Origin of the sequence: Albimonas pacifica (assembly GCF_900113695.1) — a bacterium.
In the GTDB taxonomy this organism is placed as follows: domain Bacteria; phylum Pseudomonadota; class Alphaproteobacteria; order Rhodobacterales; family Rhodobacteraceae; genus Albimonas; species Albimonas pacifica.
The window spans coordinates 302,636-320,696 of record NZ_FOQH01000001.1 but is presented as its reverse complement, the minus strand read 5'-3'; the positions used below and the strand labels follow the sequence as shown (position 1 = coordinate 320,696).

The window sequence follows — 18,061 nt, the reverse complement described above, 5'->3', positions numbered from 1 at the left end:
AACGCGAGTGCGCAGGGTGCAGATCGTGGAAGACTCGGACGCGACGGCCTTCGGCCTCGACGCGACGACGCGGCTGACGCGCCAGCTGGCGCGGCTGGACGCGCAGCCCGCGGAGGCGGACGCCGAGGCGGCGCTGCGCGGGGACCGGGTCTACGACGCCTCGGTCCTGCGGGCGCTGCTGGCGGCGCCCGAGGGAACCTGGCTGGTCGACGCCGAGGCGCTCCCCGTGGCCGTCCGCTTCGCCCCCGAGGGGGCCGAGGCGGCGACGCGGGCGCTGGCCGAGGGCGTCCTGCCGCCCGGCGCCGCGCCGACCACGGCCGAGGCGCTGGCCGGCGGCTACGATCCGAAGCTGCGGCGACGCAACGCGCCCTTCGTGCTGCGGGCGGAGGATCCGCGGGTGGAGCAGGCGCTGTTCGACGCCTCCTACAAGGGCGTCACCGACGCGGTCACCAAGCATGTCTGGCCCCCGCTCGCCCTGCCCGTCACGCGCTGGTGCGCGCGGGCGAGCGTCACGCCCAACCAGGTGACGGTCGCCAGCGGCGTGCTGGTGCTCGTCGCCTTCTGGCTGTTCTGGATCGGCGCCTTCGGCTGGGGGCTGGCCGCGGCCTGGGCGATGACCTTCCTCGACACCGTGGACGGCAAGCTCGCGCGCACCACGCTGAGCGCGTCGCGGTTCGGCGACGTGCTCGACCATGGCATCGACCTCGTGCATCCGCCGTTCTGGTGGTGGGCCTGGGCGGCGGGCTGCGCGGCGGCGGGCGATCCGCTGGGCGACGGCGGCGCGGCGGTGGCGGTGATCGTCGCGGGCTACGTGCTGCAGCGGGGCGAGGAGGGGCTGTTCATCGCCCGCTTCGGGATCGAGATGCATGTCTGGCGGCGCTTCGACAGCCTGTTCCGCCAGATCACCGCGCGCCGGAACCCCAATCTAGTGATCCTCACGGCCGCGGCGCTGCTGGGCGCCCCGCGCGAGGGGCTGATCGCCGTCGCGGCCTGGACGGCGCTGTGCTTCGGCGTCCACGCGCTGCGCATCGGGCAGGCCTTCCTCGCCGCCCGCCGGGGCCCGCTCGTCCCCTGGATGGCCCAGGCCTGATGCGCGCGGCGCGGCTGCGCAATCCCGCCAGCGCCCGCAACCGGGGGCGGCCCGCGACGCCGCTTGCCGGCGACGTGCGGGAGGTGGAGCTGACCGGGCCCGACCGGCTGGACGCGACGCTGGCCGCGCTGGCCGCCGAGGGGATCGAGCTGCTGATCGTCGACGGCGGCGACGGCACCCTGCGCGAGATCGCGAGCCGCCTGCCCGACGCCTTCCCCCGCCCGCCGCGCCTCGCCGTAATCGCGGGCGGCAACACCAACCTGGTCGCCCGCCACGCCGGCGCGGCAAAACCGGCGGAGATCGCGCGCCTCCGCGCCGGCGGCGGCCGGGAGCGGCGCCTGCGCCTGCTGCGCGCCGAGCGCGAGGGCGCGCCCCCGCTGCGCGGCTTCATCCTCGGCTGGGGCGCCTACGAGACCGCGACGCGCATCGCCGCCGAGGAAGGCCGCGGCCGCGGCGCGCCGCAGGTGGCGCGCACCATCCTCGCGACCCTGCGCCGCGCCGCCTTCGGGGCGGAGGCCACCTCGCTGCGCCGCGGCGTCGAACGGGGGCTCGGGCCCGGCCGCGCGCTGGCCGGCGTCGCGACCACGCTCGAGGGGCCGCTGCTGCCGGGGCTCGATCCGTTCTGGGGCGAGGGCGACGATCCGATCCGCTGGACCGAGGCGCCGGCGCCCGCCCCGCACCTGGCCCTGGGCCTGGCCTTCGCCCTCGCCGGGCGGCCGACGGGCTGGATGCGGCGCGCCGGATATCGCAGCGGGCGCGCCGCGACGCTCGAGCTGGGCGCCCCCGCCTTCGTGATGGACGGCGAGCGGTTCGAGGCCGCCGGCCCCGTGCGCCTCTCCGCCGCCGAGACGCTGACGTTCCTGTCATGAGCGCCCTGCCCGATCCCCTGCGCTCGCTGATCGCCGCCGAGGCGGACGCCCCCGCGCCCCCCGCCGCGCGCGCCTTCGCCGAGCGCTTCGCCGCGCGGCCGGGCGTGGTCGCGGTGCTGTTCTACGGCGCGATGATGCGCGACGACGCCGGCTCCGGGCTGATGGACCTCTACGTGCTGACCGACCGGGCGCGGGACTGGAGCGGCCCCGGACTGGCCGCCGCGGGCTGCCGCATGCTGCCGCCCAACGTCCACCACGAACGGCAGGGGGAGGCGGCGGCGAAGGTCGCGGTGCTGACGCTGGCCGCCTTCCGCCGCCGGATGCGCGTGCGCTCGCGCGACACCACGCTCTGGGCGCGGTTCGCCCAGCCCGTCCGCCTGCTCCACGCCCGGGACGCGGCGGCGCGCGCGGCGGTGCTGGAGGCGCTGGAGGAGGCTGCGGCGACGGCCTCCTGGTGGGCGGCGCGGCTCAGCGAGGCGCGCGACGCCGAGACGGTCTGGCGCGACCTCTTCGCCGCCACCTACGGCGCGGAGCTGCGGGTGGAGCCGGCGGGCCGGTCCCGCGACCTGGTCGCGGCGGCGCCCGAACGCTGGCGGCTGCTGCACGAGACGCTGATCGCTCCGGCCCGGCCCGACGCGCAGGCGCGTCGGCGCGCGGCGCGGGCCTGGGGACGCCGGCGCCGCATCGGCAAGGCGCTGAACCTCGCGCGGCTGGTGAAGGCCGCCTTCACCTTCCGCGGCGGCCTGCCCTACATCGTCTCGAAGATCGAGCGGCATGGCGGCCGCCCGCTGGAGCTGAGACCGTGGGAGCGCCGCCTGCCCTGGCTGGCGGCGCCGGTCGTCATGCTGCGCCTGCTGCGCGAGAAGCGCCTGCGCTGAGCGGCAGGACCCCGATGGCGACGCCCGCGGCCGCGAAGACCTCCACCGCCCAGTCGATCTCGGCCGGGGTATGGGCCGCGGAGACGGAGACGCGCAGCAGCGAGATCCCGTTGGGCGTGGCCGGCGGCAGGGCCACGTTGGTGTAGAGCCCGGCGTCGATCAGCGCGTTCCACAGCGCCACCGCCTGGGCCGCGTCCGCAAGCTGAACCGCGATCACCGGGCTCGGCTCCGGCCCCAGCGCGAAGCCCAGCGCGTCGAGCGCGGCGTAGAGGCGGCGGGCGTTGTCCCACAGCCGGTCGCGCAGCTCCGGACGCGCCTGCATCTGCGCGAAGCCGGCGCGCGCGCCGGCCACCGTCGCGGGGGTCATCGAGGCGGTGAACATGTAGGGCCGGGAATAGGAGCGCAGCGCATCCAGCTCCTCCCTGTCGGAGACGCAGAAGCCCCCGACCGAGCCGACGCTCTTGGAGAAGGTGCCGACCACATAGTCGCAGTCCGCCTCGACCCCGTCGGCCTCGGCCTTGCCGCGCCCGTTGGCGCCGAGCACGCCCAGGGAATGCGCCTCGTCGGCCAGGAGGTAGACGTCCGGTCCCGCCTCCCGCTTCACCGCCGCGATCTCGCGCAGGCGGCCGGCGTCGCCGAGCATCGAGTAGATCCCCTCGACCACGATGATCTTGTCGCCGGGCGTCCCCTCAAGGCGGGCGAGCCGCCGGGCGAGGCTTTCGGGATCGTTGTGGCGGAAGCGGATGGTGTCCGCGTCGCTCAGCCGGCAGCCGTCATAGATCGAGGCGTGGCTGTCGGCGTCGATCAGGAGGTGATCGCCTTTCTCGGCGAGCGCCGAGATCACGCCGAGATTGGCCAGGTAGCCGGTCGAGAACACCACCGCCCCGCGCCTGGCGTAGAAGGCCGCGATCTCCTGCTCCAGCATCAGGTGCGCGCCGTAGCTGCCGTTGGCGATGCGCGACCCCGTGGTCCCCGCGCCCCAGGCGCGGGCCGCGTCGGCCGCCGCCTCGACGCAGACCGGATCGAAGGTCAGGCCGAGATAGTTGTTGGTGCCGAACAGGGTGACGTCGCGCCCCTCGAGGCGCCCCTGGGTGGGCGAGGAGACGGCGTCGAAGCGGAGCGCGGCCGGGTCGCGCCCCTGGGCGCGCAGATCGCCGTAGGCCGCGCGGATCGCCGCGGCCCTTCTGTTGAGTCCCATGCTACCTCTTCCGCCTCACTGCACGCCTGCGGAACGCAGGTCTCGGATCGCGTCGGCGAGATCCGCCACCGTCTTCACTTCGGCGATCCGGCCGAGCGGGATGGCGACGTCGAACTCGTCCTCCAGTTCCAGAACCAGGTCCATCACGCTCACGGAATCGAGCGAGGTGTCGGCGATGATGTTGCTCTGCGCGGTCAGCTCGCCCTCCGCGGCGCCCTGCGCGCGGAGAAGCTCGAGGATCCGTTGCTCCAGGCCTTCGGTCATTCGGCGGTTCCTTGCAGGGGACGAGCGGGGCTAGAGGACACCCGTCTGCCTCGCCTGTTCGCCGGGCCAGACGAACGCGGCGACGCGCTCCTCGGCCACCGGCAGGTCACGGGGAAAGTCGACCTCGCACCAGGGCAGGCCCTCGATCGAGGCGACGCCCACGCCGTCGCCCTCGTCGGCCAGCCGGTCGATCACCGACAGGTACCAAAGACGCAGGGCGGCCGGATCGCTGAGCGTCCGGGACAGGGCGTCGACGAAGCGCGCGCCGCCGTCGTCGCGCATCCGGATCATGCCGATGGACTCGCCGTCGACGGGTCCTTCCAGGGTCTTGCCGATCCGCCGCAGGCGACCGTCGCTCACCCTGACCTTCATGTCGTCCGCGTCGTAGACCGGCTTGCGGTCGATGGCGACGGTGATCCCGGTCCCGGCCTGCTCCAGCAGCCGGCGCAGCGTTTCGGGGCCGAACAGCGTGTCGCCGTTCAGCAGCAGCGTGTCCGGCCCGAAGCGATCGCGCGCGGTCCAGCAGGAGCCGATGTTGTCGGCGATGGAGTAGAACGGATTGACGATGCACGCGACGTCGGCATCCACGTTGAGGGAGCGCACCGCGGACTGCACCGACTCCGCCTCGAAGCCGGTGACGACCGTGATGTCGGTGACGCCGCAGGCCGCCAGGGCCCGCAGCTGCCAGCCGAGAATCGGCACGCCCCGGACCGGGATCAGACATTTCGGGCGCACGTCCGTCAGCGGCGAAAGACGCTTTCCCTGGCCGGCGCTCAGAATGATCGCGTTCGTGGTCGTGCGGGCGTCTGCATCGGACCAGGTTTGAATGTGAGGAATCGTCAGCCTCGCTGTCCCGTCATGCTGTCGAGCGGAAACCGTAACCGATCCGTCACGTTTGACAATACCGCGCGCGACGGCAACCTCCGACGTCGGCGATCAGGGCCGAAGCCAGCCCTGGGCCCGATACCAGCGCGCCGTGGCCGCGAGACCCGGCGCCAGGTCGATGCGCGCGGACCAGAGCGCGGCGGGAAGCTGACGCTCGGGCGCCGAGCTCCAGTCGGGGTGGAGCGCCTCGCGGATCTTTCCCGATCCCACCATTCCCGGCCCCAGCAGGCGCGCGCGCAGGTCGCCCAGCCGCCCGACCGCCTGCAGCACCGGGCGCGGCGTGCGCAGCGTCGGCGCCGGGCGGGCCGGCGCCGGGGGACCGTCCGCCTCGCCCTCCGGCCGCTCCCCGGCCGCGGCGGCCAGCGCGGCGGCGATCTCTCGCCAGCCGTAGCCTCCGGTCCGGGCGTCGGCGACCTCGTAGATGCCCGCCGGCGCCTCGACCGCGGCGGCGACGGCGGCCGCCAGGTCCCAGACCGAGACCATGCAGATCCGCGCCTCCTCCCCGCCCGGCACGACCTGCACGGGCAGGCGGGCGCTGCGGAACAGCGGCAGCGTCGCCCGGTCGCCAGGGCCGTAGACGGCGCAGGGCCGCAGCACGGCGAAGGGCGCGCCCTGCGCCACGGCGGCGACGCGGGCCTCGCCCTCCCGCTTGGAGGCCGCGTAGTCGGAGAGCTGCGGCTCCCGCGCGGCCATCGAGGACAGCAGGACGAAGCGCGCCCCCGGCGCCGTCTCGCGCCAGGCCCGCGCAGCCGCCTCGGCGCCGTCTGCGTTGGCCGCGAGGAACCCGTCCCGCGAGCGGGCCTTCACCGCGCCGGCGATGTGGATCACCGCGTCCGCCCCGTCGACCAGCGCGCGCAGCGCCTCGGGGTCGGAGAGCGAGCCGGGCGTCGTCTCGACCGGGTCCCGCGGCCCGAAGGCAAGCTCGGGCGACCGGCGCGCAAGGATCCGGAGCCTCCAGCCGGCGGCCGCGAGCGCAGGCAGGACATGGCTCCCCACGAAGCCCCCCGCGCCGGTGACGGCCGCCAGGCGGGTCACCCGTCGTAGCCGCCGCTGCGATACGCGTCGCGCACGCGGGCGCGGCTCAGCTTGCCGGAACTGGTGCGGGGAAGCCCGTCGTCGGAGAGCGCGATCCGCGCCTTCAGCCCGGTCGCCGCGGCCAGCGCCGCCTCCACCTGCGCGCGCAGGGCGGCGCGCGCCTCGGGGTCGCGCGGACGGCAGCGCACGACGAGCACCAGCTCCTCGGGGCCCTGCTCCGGCATCTCGCCGAAGGCGGCGACGTCGCCGCTGCGCAGCCCCGCCACGGCGTCCTCGACCGCCCATTCCAGGTCCTGCGGCCAGATGTTGCGGCCGTTGAGGATCACCAGATCCTTGGCCCGCCCGGTGATCGCAAGCTCCCCGTCCCGCAGGAACCCCAGATCGCCGGTGTCGAGCCAGCCGTCCGCCAGCGCCTCGGCGGTCTGCGCGGGGTCGCGGAAATAGCCCTCCATCAGGCTCGGCCCCCAGGCGTGGACGCGCCCGGCGGTCCCCTCGGGCAGCGGCCGGCCGGCGTCGTCGCGGATCTCGATCCGGTGGCCCGGCAGCGGCGCCCCGCAGGAGACCACCGCCGCCGCGCCGTCGCCGGCCGGACGGGCGAGACGCCAGCCCGCGTCCCGGCGGGAGAAGGAGAGGCCGAGCGTGGCCTCGGCGAGGCCGTAGCTGGGCAGGAACGCCTCCCGGCGGAAGCCGGCGGGGGCGAAGGTCTCGGCGAAGCCGTCCAGCGCCTCGGGGCGCACCATGTCGCCGCCGATCCCCGCGACGCGCCAGGCCGAGAGATCCGCGTCCCCGCTCAGCCGCGCCCGCCGCGCCGCGAGCTGGTAGCCGAAGCTGGGCGCGTAGGAGATCGTGGCCCGCCGCGCCGCGGCGAGCTCGAGCCACAGGCCCGGCCGGCGGATAAAGTCGCGCGTGGCGAGGTGATCCACCGACATGCCCATCGCGATGGGCATCAGCAGGGAGCCCACCAGCCCCATGTCGTGATAGAGCGGCAGCCAGCTGACCCCGCGATCCTGCGGCCCCACGTCCAGCGCGTCATGCCCCATGCCGCGCAGGTTCGCCATCAGCGCGCGATGGGTCACCGCGATCCCCTTCGGCGCCCGGGTCGTGCCGGAGGAGAACTGGAGATAGGCGAGATCCCCGGGCGCGGGCGGCGGGGGCAGAGCTTCGGGCGTCGCCGTGACTTCCGCGAGCGTCCCCAGGTGCACGAGCCGGCGGTCGGCCAGACCCTCCGCCGCCCAGTCGGCGAATTCCGCGGGCGCCAGCGCGGCCCGGATGTCGGCGACGTCGGCGATGCGGCGCAGCTGCTCGGCGTAGACGGCGCGGGAGCCGAAGGCGACCGGCAGCGGCATCGGACAGGGCAGCAGGCGCGCCAGGATGCAGCCGCAGAAGGCCCGGACGAAGTCGGCCTCGGTCTCGGCGAGGATGCCCACCCGGTCGCCGGGCGCGAGGCCGAGGCCCAGCAGGCGGCCCGCCGCGTCCGCCGCCTCCTCGGCGAGGCGCGCGAAGGGCAGCTCCTCGCGCAGGGCGCCGCGGGGCCCGAAGAAGAACAGTCCTTCCTCGGCCGCATCGAGCCCCGCCAGGGCCTCGGCGAAGGTGGCGGCGTGGACGGCGCCGTTCCCCGTGGTCTCGCGTTGCATTCTCAGCCCCGTGTCCATGCGGTCTCGCCTCGCATTCCATCTGCGGATGCGAGCCTGTGCCAGATTTCCGAGGCCACTGGAAGGCGCGGCCGTTGCGGGCCCCGGCCGAAGCCGCTAGGCCGCCGGCAACAGGAGAACTCTCTGATGCATGTCGGCGTCCTGCTCAACCACTACGAACCGCACCAGGTTCCGCATGTCGCGCCCTACGCCTTCGCGCTGTCGCGGCTGCGCCCGGAGTGGACGGTGCGCGTGCTGTGCTCGACCGAGGCCGAGGCCGCCTTCGCCGCCGACATCGGCCGGCTGCACCCCGGCCAACGGGCGCGGATCGAGCGTCTGCCCGTCCCGCTCCACGCCCGGCTCCTGGACCCGGCGCTGCGTCACGTCGCCTTCTATCGCAAGACCGCCGTGCTGAAGGCCTCGCGGGAGATGTTCGCCGGCCTCGACGCGCTGCTGACCCCGGAGCTGACCAGCCTGTCGCTGAAGGACGATCCCCGTCTCTCGCGCCTGCGGCTGATCCATACCGGGCACGGCACGCCCGACCCCTTCGGCCGTCCGCTGGGCCTGATGGATCCCCGCAGCGACCGCGCCGACCTGCGCCTGGTGCAGAGCCGCCGCATCGCCCGCATCGCCCAGGCGCGCGGACGGCTGCGGGAGGGGGCCTGGGGGATCGCCGGCTACCCGAAGTTCGAGCTGGCCCGGGGCCCGCGGCCCCGGCTCTTCGACGACGACCGGCCGGTGGTGATCTACAACCCCACCCAGAGCGCGGCGAAGACCTCCTGGCGGCGCTTCGGTCCGCAGGTCCTGGACCATTTCGCCCGCTCCGACCGCTGGAACCTGATCTTCGCGCCGCATGTGCTGCTGTTCCGCCGCCGCTTCACCCGCGGCGCCAGCCTGCCCCGCCGGTTCCGGAGCGGCCCTGGCCTGCGCATCGACCTCGGCTCGCGGGCCTCGGTGGACATGACCTATCTCCGGGCGGCCGACCTCTATCTGGGCGACCAGTCGAGCCAGATCTACGAGTTCATCCAGCAGCCGCGCCCCTGCGTGTTCCTCAACGCCCACGGCGCCGACCCGCAGGGGGCGGATTTCCGCGCCTGGAGCTTCGGCCCGGTGATCTCGGACCCCGCGCAGCTCGACGCGGCGCTCGACCGGGCGATGGCGGAGTTTCCGCGCTGGGAACCGGTCCAGCGCCAGGCGCGCGACGAGGAGCGCCCCGAAGGGGACATGCCCGCCTCCGAGCGCGGCGCCGCGATCGTCGCCGAGTTCCTCGAGACCGGCGCCGTCTCGGATCGCTGGCGCTGAGATTGCCTCGCGGGCGCGGCGGCCTGTAGATGGGGGCCGCCGCCGCCCGCGCCGCCCCGCAGGAGAGCCGATCCTGATCCGCCGCGACACCATTCATGGACGCCTGATCCGCAACGCCGGCCTGCTGCTGGGCGGACGCGCGGTCTTCGGGCTCGTCAACCTGGCGACCAGCGCGCTGGCGCTGCGCGCCTTCGGGCTCGGCGACCTGGGCGTCGCGCTGCTGCTGCACGCCTATGCGCGCCTGTTCTCCGACGTGCTGAAGTTCCAGTCCTGGCAGGCGATCCTGCGCTACGGCGCCATGCTGGAGGCCCCGCGGGACCGCCGCGGGCTCGAGAACCTGCTGGGCTTCGCGCTGGGGCTCGACATCGTCGCCAGCCTCGCGGCGATCGGCGCCGCGCTGGCCTTCCTTCCGCTGGCGCGGGACCTGTTCGAATGGCCCGAGGCGGTGGCCGAGTTCGCGCCCTGGTTCCTGATCTGCATCCCCTTCATCATGCAGGCCACGCCCAACGGCGCGCTCAGGCTGTTCGACCGGGTGGACGTGCTGGCCGCGCAGCACGCGCTGAACGCGGTCTTCCGCCTGGTCGGGGTCGGGGCGGCCGTCGCGCTGGACGGCGGCGCCCTGCATATCGCCGCCGCCTGGTTCACGGCCTCGGTGCTCAGCGGCGCATGGGTGTTCGCGGTCTTCGCGCGCGAGATGCGCCGCCGTCGCCTGCGGCCGCGGTTCGAGACCCCGTGGCTCCGCGCGGGCACGCGGTTTCCGGGGGTCTGGCGGTTCCTCCTGCTCACCAACGCCGCCAGCACGGTGCAGCTGTCGGTGAGCCATCTGACCACGATGCTGGTCGGCGCGCGTCTCGGCGCCGAGGCGGCCGGCGCCTTCGAGATCGCGCGCCAGTTCGCGGCCTCGATCGCCAAGCCCGCGCGGGTTCTCGGCCCGCTGGTGCTGCCGGACCTGTCGCGGCTGACCGCGCGCGGCGAGTGGCAGGCGCTGGCGCGCTTCCTGGTCCGGCAGCTCTGGACCACGGCGCTCGCGGCGCTGATCTTCGCGGCGGTGCTGTTCGCCGTGCTCGACCCGCTGGTCGCGCATGTCTACGGGCCGGAGATGGCGCGCCATGCGCCGCTGTTCCAGCTCTTGACCGCAGGCGCGCTGATCGGGGCGCTCGGCTTCGCCCTGGAACCCGCCTATCTGGCCGCCAACCGCGCCGGCTCGGCGCTGGCGATCCAGTCCGCCGCGGCGGCCCTGTACCTGCCGCTGGCGCTGCTGCTTGCGGACCGTTCGGGCGTGACCGGGGTCGGCGTCGCGATCCTCGCTCACGCCGCGCTCTACCACGGCGCCCTCGGCGTCGCCGGACGATCGATGCTGGGCAAGGCGCAAGGGGTCGCGGGCGTCGACACGTAGACCGGATGGCGGCCCGGAGCGCGATGCGACAGGCCCGGGCATGCGCCGCACCGGCGCCGTCACGTCATCGAGCGATCGCCTGATACGGCGGCGCTTCCGCTTGCGGGTGGGGCGAGGGGAGACTTCGGCCCGGTCGTTCGACCGGGCGTCGGTCACGGGGCGGACCTCCAGGCCGAGATCCCGCAAGGCCGCGGCGCGGGCGCATCGCGAAGAGGCTGCCGAACGCCGGATCGCCGCGCGCCCTGCTTGGAAAAGATCGAAGGGGCCCTTACGGTAGCTCCCGGACCCGCCCGTCGAAGGCGGGCCGGCGGCGCTCGGATCGCCGCGGACACGGCTGCCGGGAGGATGCCGACGTGATTCACACCACGATCGAGGAGCGCCGCGCGATCCGCGACGCGGTCGCCGCGCTGCTGCGCGACCGCAGCACGGAAGCCGCCGTCCGCGCCGCCATGGAGACGCCCGAGGGCTTCGATCCCGCCTTGTGGCGCGAGCTGGCCGCGATGGGCGTGGTCGGCCTGCTGGTCGCTCCCGAATTCGGCGGCGCCGGCCTCGGTCCGGTGGAGCTGGAACCGGTGGCCGAGGCGATGGGCGCGGCGCTGCTCTGCTCGCCGTTCCTGTCCTCCTCCGTGCTCGCCGCGGGGCTGCTGGCGGCCAGCGGCGACCGCGCGGCGCAGGCGGCGCATCTGCCGGGAATCGCCGCGGGCACGACGATCGCCACCGCGGCCCTGACCTCGACGCGCGGGGACTGGACGCCGGAGGGAGTCGCGGTCTGCGCCACGGGCGCGGGCGACGCCGCCTCGCTGACCGGCGTCGCGGACTACGTGACCCACGGCCAGGCCGCGGACCTGCTGCTGGTCGCGGCGCGGACGGGGGAGGAGATCGGCCTCTTCGCGGTGGCGGCCGACGCCCCGGGCGTGACGCGCACGCCCCTGCCGACCTTCGACCGGACCCTGCGCCTTTCCCGGATCGACTTCCGGGACGCGCCCGCCGTGCAGGTCGGCCGCCCGGGCTGGGCGCCGATCCGGGCGGCGCTGGACCTCGCGCTGGTCGCGATGGCGGGAGAGCAGGCCGGCGGCGCCCGGCGGGTGTTCGAGATGACCGTCGACTACGCCCGGACCCGCATCCAGTTCGGCCGGCCCATCGGCAGCTTCCAGGCGATCAAGCACATGGCCGCCGACCGCCTGCTGGACGTGGAGACCGCGACCTCCGCCGCCCGCGACGCCGCCGAGGCGCTGGCCGAGGGCGGCGCGCGGGCCGCGTCCGCCGTGCCGCTGGCCGCGTTCGCCTGCGCCGAGGCCTGCGGACGCGTGGCCGCGGACGCGATCCAGATGCATGGCGGCATCGCCTTCACCTGGGCGCATCCGGCCCATCTCTACCTGCGCCGGGCCCGCGCCACGGCGCAGCTTTTCGGCGCCGCCCCGTTCCATCGCGAGCGGTTCCTGACGGCGCTCGAGCACCCGGCCGCGACGCCCGCATCGGCATCGGCCGCCGCCCCCGACGCGGACGACGACCCGGCCCGCGCCGCGCTGCGCGCCGAGGTGCGCGCCTGGCTCGCGGCCAACTGGCGCGACGACCTGCCCACGGTCGAGGACAAGTGGCGCCTGCCCCCCGAGGTGAAGGCCTGGTTCGTCCGGGTGCTGGACGCCGGCTGGGGCGTGCCGACCTGGCCCGAGGCCTGGTTCGGCCGCGGCCTCGACGTCGAGCAGGCGCTGGTGGTGGACGAGGAATTCGCCCGCGTCGGCGCCCCCGGCGCGCGCCAGGACAAGAGCAACCTCGCCGCCTGCACGATCTTCGACCTCGGCGACGAGGCGATGAAGCGCGCGATGATCCCGCCGCTGCTGCGGCGCGAGCTGACCACCTGCCTGCTCTACAGCGAACCCGCCGCGGGCTCGGACCTCGCCGGGATCCGGACGCGGGCGGAGCGGGACGGCGACGACTACGTGATCGACGGCCAGAAGGTGTGGACCTCCGGCGCGGCGCATGCCGACTACGGGATGCTGATCGCGCGCACCGACTGGGACGCGCCCAAGCATGCCGGGATCACCTTCTTCATGCTGCCCATGAAGCAGCCGGGGGTGGAGGTCCGCCCGCTTCCCCAGGTCACCGGGGAAGCCCATTTCAACGAGGTGTTCCTCGCCGGCGCCCGGGCGCCGGCGGCCAACATCGTCGGCCCGCTGAACGGCGGCTGGCGGGTTCTGCAGACCGCGCTGGCCTACGAGCGCGGGGTGATGGGCGAAGGGCCCCGCGGCGCGCGGCGGGAGCGGATGTCGGACGACCTCGTGGCGCTGGCCCGCGCCCGGGGGCGGCTGGACGACCCGGCGCTGCGCCAGGACCTGGCGGGCGTGCTGGCGCTGCGCCGCCTGCTGGCGCTTAACAACGCGCGCGGCAAGGCGGCGCTGGAACGGGGCGACACCTCCTCTCCCGTGATGTCGCTGGGCAAGCTCGCGATGTCGCGCGTGCTGCATGAGGAGGCGCGGATGCGCACCGCCATCCTGGGGGCCGAGAGCCTTCTGGACGGGCCCGAGCACCCGCTCGCCGACGACGCCAACTTCCTGGCGCTGAACGCCTATTTCACCTCCATCGGCGGCGGCACCGACCAGATCCAGCGCAACATCATCGCGGAGCGCGTCCTCGGTCTCCCGCGCGAGGCGGAGCCGGATCGGGGCGTGCCGTTCCGCGAGGTGCGCAGCGGCTGACGGCCTTCGCGGGAACGATCCATTCCGACCTCCCCGTCAGGCGCCGGGGTAGGCTCCGATCCGCGGACAGGTTTTCGGCGGCAGGCCCGGTTCAGATCCTCGTCCTGCCGCCGGGTTCGACGCCTCGACCGGGTGGAATGCCGAGACGCGGCGCGAAAGGCCCGGGCCTGCGCCCGGTTTCCTGCGCGCCATCGGCTGCCGCCGGTCGTCCGGCACGCGGTCTGGCTCCACCTCCGCTTCGCCCTGAGCCGCCGGGATGCGGGGGACCCGCGGCCCGCGCGCGGGATCGACGTCTCCCACGAGACGGTGCGCCGCTGGATGCATAGGTTCGGCGCCGCCCCTGCCAAGCCGATCCGGGAGCGACGCCCGCGGCCCCCCGCCGCCGCCGGCATCTGGTCGAGGCCTTCATCCGCATCCGCGGCCCGATCCGCCATCTGGGCCGCGCCGGCGTCGCCGCCGCGCCCGGGCGCCGGGCTCAGACCAAGGCGCGCACGAAGGCGAGCAGGTCGCGGTTCGCCACCTCGGCATGGGTGGTGCACAGGCCGTGGGGCAGGCCGGGGTAGGTCTTCAGCTCGCCGTTCCTGAGCAACTTCGCCGACAGCGGCGCCGAATCCGCGATGGGGACGATCTGGTCGTCCTCGCCGTGCAGCACCAGCGTGGGGACCGAGACGGTCTTCAGGTCCTCGGTGAAATCGGTCTCCGAGAAGGCCTTGATGCCGTCGTAATGCGCCTTGGCGCCGCCCATCATGCCCTGCCGCCACCAGTTGGCGATCACCGCCTCCGAGGGCGCCGCGCCGGCGCGGTTGTAGCCGTAGAACGGGCCCTCGGGGAGGGCGCGGTAGAACTGGGCGCGGTTGGCCGCCAGCGCCCGGCGCATGCCGTCGAAGACCTCCATCGGCAGGCCGCCGGGGTTCGCGGCCGTCCTGAGCATCAGCGGCGGCACCGCGCCGATCAGGACCAGGCCCGCGACCCGGCCCTCGGGCTGGCCGTGGCGGGCGACGTAGTGCAGCGCCTCGCCGCCGCCGGTCGAGTGGCCGACGTGCACGGCGCCCTTCAGGTCCAGCTTGCGCACCACCGTGGCGGCGTCGGCGGCGTAGTGGTCCATGTCGTGGCCGTCGGAGACCTGCGAGGACCGCCCGTGGCCGCGCCGGTCGATGCCGACGACGCGGTGGCCGTTGGCCAGGAAGAACAGCATCTGCGCGTCCCAGTCGTCCGAGGACAGCGGCCAGCCGTGGTGGAAGACGATGGGCCGGGCGTCCTTCGGGCCCCAGTCCTTGTAGAAGATCTCGACGCCGTCGGGGGTGGTGACGAAGCTCATCGGCTCGGTTCCGGTAATGGAGGGGGAGGAGGCCGGGGCCTGCGCGGCCGCGGCGAGGGGCAGGGAAAACGCGGCGGCCGCGGCCGCCGCGCCGATCATCACGCGCCGGCGGAGCACGCCGTCGGGCGCCAGGTCTTCGGGGGGCGGGCCGCCGGCCGGCCGGGAGGAAGGGTGTTGCATGGCACGTCGCCTCTGCAGGGAACGGGAGGTCGGCGCGCCCCGTCCGGGGGCGGAACGCGTCGACCTGCGCAGGGTGCGCTCCGGGCCGGGGGCCTTCCATCCGGCCTCGGGCGAGCGGACCAGGACCTTGGGATGAGCCGGGTCCGCCCTCTGGATCGCGCAGGAGACGGACATCGCGCGCGGGCGTCGGGCGCGCCGAAGGCGCGGGCCGCCGACGGCCCGCGCCCGGGCGGGAGACGGAGGGAGGCGGCGCGCGCCGCGTCAGCGGTGCGGGCGGAAGGTGGTCAGCTCGGTCTCGTCGCTGTTCACCACGAAGACCGCGAGCAGCTTGGCGGGCTCGCTCGTCGAGGCGTTGGAGCTGACGTCATGGAAGTCGCCGGGCATCTCGGTGAAGCTTTCCAGCGCGCGATAGACCCTGCTCTCGCCGCCGTTGATCTGCATCCTCACCGCGCCCTCGAGAACGGTGGCGTAGATCAGGGCCGAGGGCGCGTGGACATGGGCGGGGCTGTAGCCGCCGGGCGCGTATTCGACCAGCACGCCCTTCAGGCTCTTGCCCGGCAGGTTCGGGATCGGCTGGTCGTAGACGAGGGTGATCGTCCCGCCGTCCGCAAGCGCGGGGGCGGGCGTCAGAAGGCAGGCGGCGAGACAGGCGGCGGCGGTTCGGGCGATGGCGCGCATCGGATCGGCTCCTTTCAGGCGGACTTGGCAAGGGCCTGGCGCTGCAGCCAGGCGTCGAGGTCGAGGCGCCCGAGGCGCGCCTCGCCCAGGGGAACGAGCGACAAGGCCTCGACGCGGCCGCCGAAGTAGCGGGCGTCGGGATCGCTCAGGACGGGACGCAGGTCGCCGGCGGCGGCGAGCCGGCGGCGCAGCATCGCGTCGAGGGGCGCGCGCTCGGGGCCGGCGATCTCGATCACGCCCATCGCGGGGGGCGAGAGGGCGGCGGTCGCGACCGCCTCGGCCACGTCTTCGGCCGCGATCGGCTGGAGCTGGCCGACCGGCGCGCGCACCTCGCCGCCGGTCTCGGCGCCGTCGGCGATGGCGGTCAGGAACTCCATGAACTGGGTCGAGCGGACCACGGTCCAGGGCAGGCCGCCCTCGCGCAGCCCCTGCTCCTGCGCGAGCTTGCCCAGGAAGTAGGCGTTGTCCGGCATCCGGTCGACGCCGACGATCGATAGGGCGAGGTGATGGCGCAGCCCCGCCCGCCGCCCCGCCGCGGCGAGATTGCGCGAGGCGGTGCGGAAGAAGTCGAGGACAGCCGCCGGTTCCCAGCTGGGCGCGTTGACCAGGTCGATCACGGCCTCGGCCCCGGCGAGCGCGTCGTCCAGGCCGGCGCCGGCATAGGCGTCGACCCCCGTGGCCGGCGAGACGGCGACCGCCTCGCGTCCCATGGCGCGCAGCCGCGCCGTCACGCGGACGCCGATCAGGCCCGTGCCGCCGACCACGACGATCCGTCCCGCCCCCGGCTTCTCCGAACGCTGCATATCCGTGCTCCTTTCCGCATCTCGGGTCCGCGCGGCGCCGGAGCGGCGGCGCTGCGGCCCGGCCCGACGATGCGGCCCGGGAGGCGCCCCGGCCATCGGCCGCAGGGCTTGCGCGCTAGGCCCTTGGTCGGATGCGCGGCACGGGCGGCAGGGCGTCCGCGCGGGCGTGCCGGCGCGCGCGTCGATCCTCCCTTTGGAGTATCGACCGGGGGGGCGGGGTCGCGGCAGGATCGGCCCCGTCGGACTTGCCGACGGCGGCGCGGAGGAGGTCCGATGCCCGATCTGCCGGTCCGCGCCGCGCCCCAGACGCGACGCGGGATCGAGGCCGAGGCCGCCCGCCTCGCGCATGTGGCGGTCCGGCCGGCGCCGTCCGGGCGGACGTCGCGCGACGCCGCGCCCTCGCCGGCGGCCCTCGCGCATCTCCCGGCCCGCGCCGGGCGCATCGCCGCCGCGCAGCGGGCCGCGGTGGTCCCGGACGACGGCGACGCGTCGCCATGACCGCCGCGCGCGCCGCATGATCGACCCGCCGATCCTGGCCGCCCTCGTCGCCACGGCGCTCGGCGCGGCCCTGGGCGCGGCGCCGGCGTCCGGCCTGCGCCGTGGTCCCGCCCGGCGCGGTGCGCAGGAGCGGAGGCTCGACCGCGCGGCCCGGAGGATCGTCGAGGGCATGACCGTCCACGCCCGGTCCGCCGAGGCGGACGGCGGCTTCGACGACGTCGGCCCCAGCGTCGCGCGCTGTTTCGGCCGCGCGCGGAGAGCTTCGACGTCAAGCGCCCCCCCTGCATCGCCTTCGCCGAGGTCTGTCGCGCGATGCTGACCGAGGCGATCCCCCCCGACGACCTCGACCGGGTGCGCGCCATGCAGCGGCAGGCGATGGAACGGGGCGGGACCTTCGGGAGCGAGCGCCGCCTGCGGCGCGCCGACGGGGCCTGGCGCTGGCGCCGGGTCTCGGCCGCGCCGTCGCTCGACCGCGCCGCGGGCGCGCCGAGGAAGAACGGGCCCCTGACGGCGCGCTATCGCCTGCATCGCGCCGACGGCGTCTATCGCCGGGCGGAGAGCCGCCTGGCCGGCCAGCGCGACGGCGGCGGCGTCGTGACCCGGCCGACCGGGGCGCTGCTGGACGTCGACGACGAGGTCCGCCCGCAGGAGGAGCTCCGCCGCGCGCTCGACCGGCTGGCGCAGGCCTCCCGCGCCTCGAGCCTGGCGGAGCTGGCGGCCTCGATCGCGCATGAGGCGAACCAGCCGCGCGCCGCGGGGCATGGGCTTCAGCCTCGCGCCGCCCTGCACGGCGCCGGCCCGCCCCGCCCCGGCCGCGCCCCCGTGACCGTCCCGCGACCGCGCCCTCTTTCGACCGACGCCAGGAACCTGCCCCACATGCCGCCTCCCCCGCCCGCCGTCGTCGGCGTCGTCGACGACGACCCCCGCCTCCGCGCGGCCCTGAGCGAGCTCCTCGAGTCCGCCGGGTGCGAGGCCTGCGTGCGGGCCGACGGGCGCGCGCTGCTCGACGATCCCGACTTCGCCCGGCTCGACTGCCTGGTCGCCGACATCGGCATGGCCGGGATGGACGGGCTGCAGCTCGAGGCGCTGGCGCGCGCGCGGCGGCCCGACCTGCCCGTGATCCTGATCACCGGACGCCCTGAAACGGCCGAGCGACTGATCGCCGACGGCCGCCCGGCCCGTCTGATCTTCCGAAAGCCCTTCGACGCGCAGGCGCTGCTGGCGGCCATCGAGGCGGAGGTCGCCCTGCGCCGCGGCTGACCCTGGCCGGCGTCCCCTGGCCGGGGCTTGGTACAACCGTTTCCTTCGTTTTCGGTCCTATGAGTCGGACCGTCGTCCGG

Annotated in this window: 17 protein-coding genes; 9 read left to right on the top strand and 8 right to left on the bottom strand. The window is 75.2% G+C overall.

Annotated features, from left to right (window positions below; genetic code table 11):
• Window positions 1-7 precede the first annotated feature (7 nt).
• Genes BM064_RS01250 through BM064_RS01240 form a run of 3 tightly spaced genes read left to right on the top strand, consistent with a single transcriptional unit; the run spans window position 8 to window position 2,837 of the window.
• A complete protein-coding gene (locus tag BM064_RS01250) occupies window positions 8-1,090 on the top strand; it encodes a CDP-alcohol phosphatidyltransferase family protein (RefSeq protein WP_218160909.1) in 1,083 nt (360 codons plus the stop codon).
• Window positions 1,090-1,959: a diacylglycerol kinase family protein gene (locus BM064_RS01245; protein WP_092857041.1), complete on the top strand. Its 870-nt coding sequence runs from the start codon at window positions 1,090-1,092 to the stop codon at window positions 1,957-1,959. The genes BM064_RS01250 and BM064_RS01245 overlap by 1 nt, the downstream gene beginning before the upstream one ends.
• Complete coding sequence (locus BM064_RS01240; RefSeq protein ID WP_092857039.1) at window positions 1,956-2,837, top strand: hypothetical protein; 882 nt, start codon at window positions 1,956-1,958, stop codon at window positions 2,835-2,837. The genes BM064_RS01245 and BM064_RS01240 overlap by 4 nt, the downstream gene beginning before the upstream one ends.
• Here BM064_RS01240 and spt read toward each other — a convergent pair.
• The 5 genes from spt to BM064_RS01215 all read right to left on the bottom strand — a co-directional run bounded on the left by spt (window position 2,800) and on the right by BM064_RS01215 (window position 7,853).
• Window positions 2,800-4,035, bottom strand: coding sequence for a serine palmitoyltransferase (spt, locus tag BM064_RS01235; protein ID WP_092857037.1), 1,236 nt, complete (start codon window positions 4,033-4,035; stop codon window positions 2,800-2,802). The genes BM064_RS01240 and spt overlap by 38 nt on opposite strands.
• Window positions 4,036-4,050: 15 nt before the next feature.
• Window positions 4,051-4,299, bottom strand: coding sequence for an acyl carrier protein (locus BM064_RS01230; RefSeq protein WP_092857035.1), 249 nt, complete (start codon window positions 4,297-4,299; stop codon window positions 4,051-4,053).
• 30 nt (window positions 4,300-4,329) lie between these two features.
• Entirely contained in the window at window positions 4,330-5,076 is a 747-nt protein-coding gene (locus BM064_RS01225; RefSeq protein WP_281244848.1) for a phosphocholine cytidylyltransferase family protein, read from the bottom strand.
• A gap of 159 nt (window positions 5,077-5,235) precedes the next feature.
• Entirely contained in the window at window positions 5,236-6,219 is a 984-nt protein-coding gene (locus BM064_RS01220; protein WP_092857031.1) for an NAD-dependent epimerase/dehydratase family protein, read from the bottom strand.
• On the bottom strand, window positions 6,216-7,853 hold the full coding sequence (locus BM064_RS01215; protein WP_177236105.1) for a fatty acyl-AMP ligase: 1,638 nt from the start codon (window positions 7,851-7,853) through the stop codon (window positions 6,216-6,218). The genes BM064_RS01220 and BM064_RS01215 overlap by 4 nt, the downstream gene beginning before the upstream one ends.
• Before the next feature lie 144 nt (window positions 7,854-7,997).
• Here BM064_RS01215 and BM064_RS01210 point away from each other — a divergent pair, with 144 nt between their 5' ends.
• The 3 genes from BM064_RS01210 (at window position 7,998) to BM064_RS27740 (ending at window position 13,244) form a co-directional block, all read left to right on the top strand.
• Window positions 7,998-9,152: a hypothetical protein gene (locus BM064_RS01210; protein ID WP_092857027.1), complete on the top strand. Its 1,155-nt coding sequence runs from the start codon at window positions 7,998-8,000 to the stop codon at window positions 9,150-9,152.
• A 253-nt stretch (window positions 9,153-9,405) separates the two neighbouring features.
• A complete protein-coding gene (locus BM064_RS01205) occupies window positions 9,406-10,548 on the top strand; it encodes a lipopolysaccharide biosynthesis protein (RefSeq protein WP_092857025.1) in 1,143 nt (380 codons plus the stop codon).
• A gap of 353 nt (window positions 10,549-10,901) precedes the next feature.
• Window positions 10,902-13,244, top strand: coding sequence for an acyl-CoA dehydrogenase family protein (locus BM064_RS27740; RefSeq protein WP_218160908.1), 2,343 nt, complete (start codon window positions 10,902-10,904; stop codon window positions 13,242-13,244).
• 475 nt (window positions 13,245-13,719) lie between these two features.
• Here BM064_RS27740 and BM064_RS01190 read toward each other — a convergent pair whose 3' ends face one another.
• From BM064_RS01190 to BM064_RS01180, 3 genes are all read right to left on the bottom strand, one after another.
• A complete protein-coding gene (locus tag BM064_RS01190) occupies window positions 13,720-14,742 on the bottom strand; it encodes an alpha/beta fold hydrolase (RefSeq protein WP_092857023.1) in 1,023 nt (340 codons plus the stop codon).
• A 261-nt stretch (window positions 14,743-15,003) separates the two neighbouring features.
• Complete coding sequence (locus BM064_RS01185) at window positions 15,004-15,420, bottom strand: cupin domain-containing protein (protein ID WP_092857021.1); 417 nt, start codon at window positions 15,418-15,420, stop codon at window positions 15,004-15,006.
• Window positions 15,421-15,434: 14 nt separating this feature from the next.
• Window positions 15,435-16,223: an SDR family oxidoreductase gene (locus tag BM064_RS01180; RefSeq protein ID WP_092857019.1), complete on the bottom strand. Its 789-nt coding sequence runs from the start codon at window positions 16,221-16,223 to the stop codon at window positions 15,435-15,437.
• Between the two features lie 273 nt (window positions 16,224-16,496).
• On the opposite strand from BM064_RS01180, the gene BM064_RS01175 reads away from it, so the two are divergent.
• Genes BM064_RS01175 through BM064_RS01165 form a run of 3 tightly spaced genes read left to right on the top strand, consistent with a single transcriptional unit; the run spans window position 16,497 to window position 17,981 of the window.
• Window positions 16,497-16,721: a hypothetical protein gene (locus tag BM064_RS01175; RefSeq protein WP_092857017.1), complete on the top strand. Its 225-nt coding sequence runs from the start codon at window positions 16,497-16,499 to the stop codon at window positions 16,719-16,721.
• Between the two features lie 16 nt (window positions 16,722-16,737).
• Window positions 16,738-17,040 carry a hypothetical protein gene (locus BM064_RS01170; protein ID WP_092857015.1) on the top strand — a complete coding sequence of 101 codons (303 nt, stop codon included), beginning with the start codon at window positions 16,738-16,740 and terminating at the stop codon, window positions 17,038-17,040.
• Window positions 17,034-17,981, top strand: a complete 948-nt coding sequence (locus tag BM064_RS01165) for a response regulator (RefSeq protein WP_092857013.1) — start codon at window positions 17,034-17,036, stop codon at window positions 17,979-17,981. The genes BM064_RS01170 and BM064_RS01165 overlap by 7 nt, the downstream gene beginning before the upstream one ends.
• The last annotated feature ends 80 nt before the right edge of the window (window positions 17,982-18,061 follow it).

Excerpts from the sequence above, each read along its gene's own strand:
- BM064_RS01215 (WP_177236105.1), bottom strand. The coding sequence starts at position 7,853 with ATGCAACGCGAGACCACGGGGAACGGCGCCGTCCACGCCGCCACCTTC.
- BM064_RS01180 (WP_092857019.1), bottom strand. The coding sequence starts at position 16,223 with ATGCAGCGTTCGGAGAAGCCGGGGGCGGGACGGATCGTCGTGGTCGGC.
- BM064_RS01240 (WP_092857039.1), top strand. The coding sequence starts at position 1,956 with ATGAGCGCCCTGCCCGATCCCCTGCGCTCGCTGATCGCCGCCGAGGCG.
- BM064_RS01165 (WP_092857013.1), top strand. The coding sequence starts at position 17,034 with ATGCTGACCGAGGCGATCCCCCCCGACGACCTCGACCGGGTGCGCGCC.
- BM064_RS01175 (WP_092857017.1), top strand. The coding sequence starts at position 16,497 with ATGCCCGATCTGCCGGTCCGCGCCGCGCCCCAGACGCGACGCGGGATC.
- BM064_RS01170 (WP_092857015.1), top strand. The coding sequence starts at position 16,738 with ATGATCGACCCGCCGATCCTGGCCGCCCTCGTCGCCACGGCGCTCGGC.
- BM064_RS01210 (WP_092857027.1), top strand. The coding sequence starts at position 7,998 with ATGCATGTCGGCGTCCTGCTCAACCACTACGAACCGCACCAGGTTCCG.
- BM064_RS01190 (WP_092857023.1), bottom strand. The coding sequence starts at position 14,742 with ATGCAACACCCTTCCTCCCGGCCGGCCGGCGGCCCGCCCCCCGAAGAC.
- BM064_RS01230 (WP_092857035.1), bottom strand. The coding sequence starts at position 4,299 with ATGACCGAAGGCCTGGAGCAACGGATCCTCGAGCTTCTCCGCGCGCAG.
- BM064_RS01185 (WP_092857021.1), bottom strand. The coding sequence starts at position 15,420 with ATGCGCGCCATCGCCCGAACCGCCGCCGCCTGTCTCGCCGCCTGCCTT.
- spt (WP_092857037.1), bottom strand. The coding sequence starts at position 4,035 with ATGGGACTCAACAGAAGGGCCGCGGCGATCCGCGCGGCCTACGGCGAT.
- BM064_RS01245 (WP_092857041.1), top strand. The coding sequence starts at position 1,090 with ATGCGCGCGGCGCGGCTGCGCAATCCCGCCAGCGCCCGCAACCGGGGG.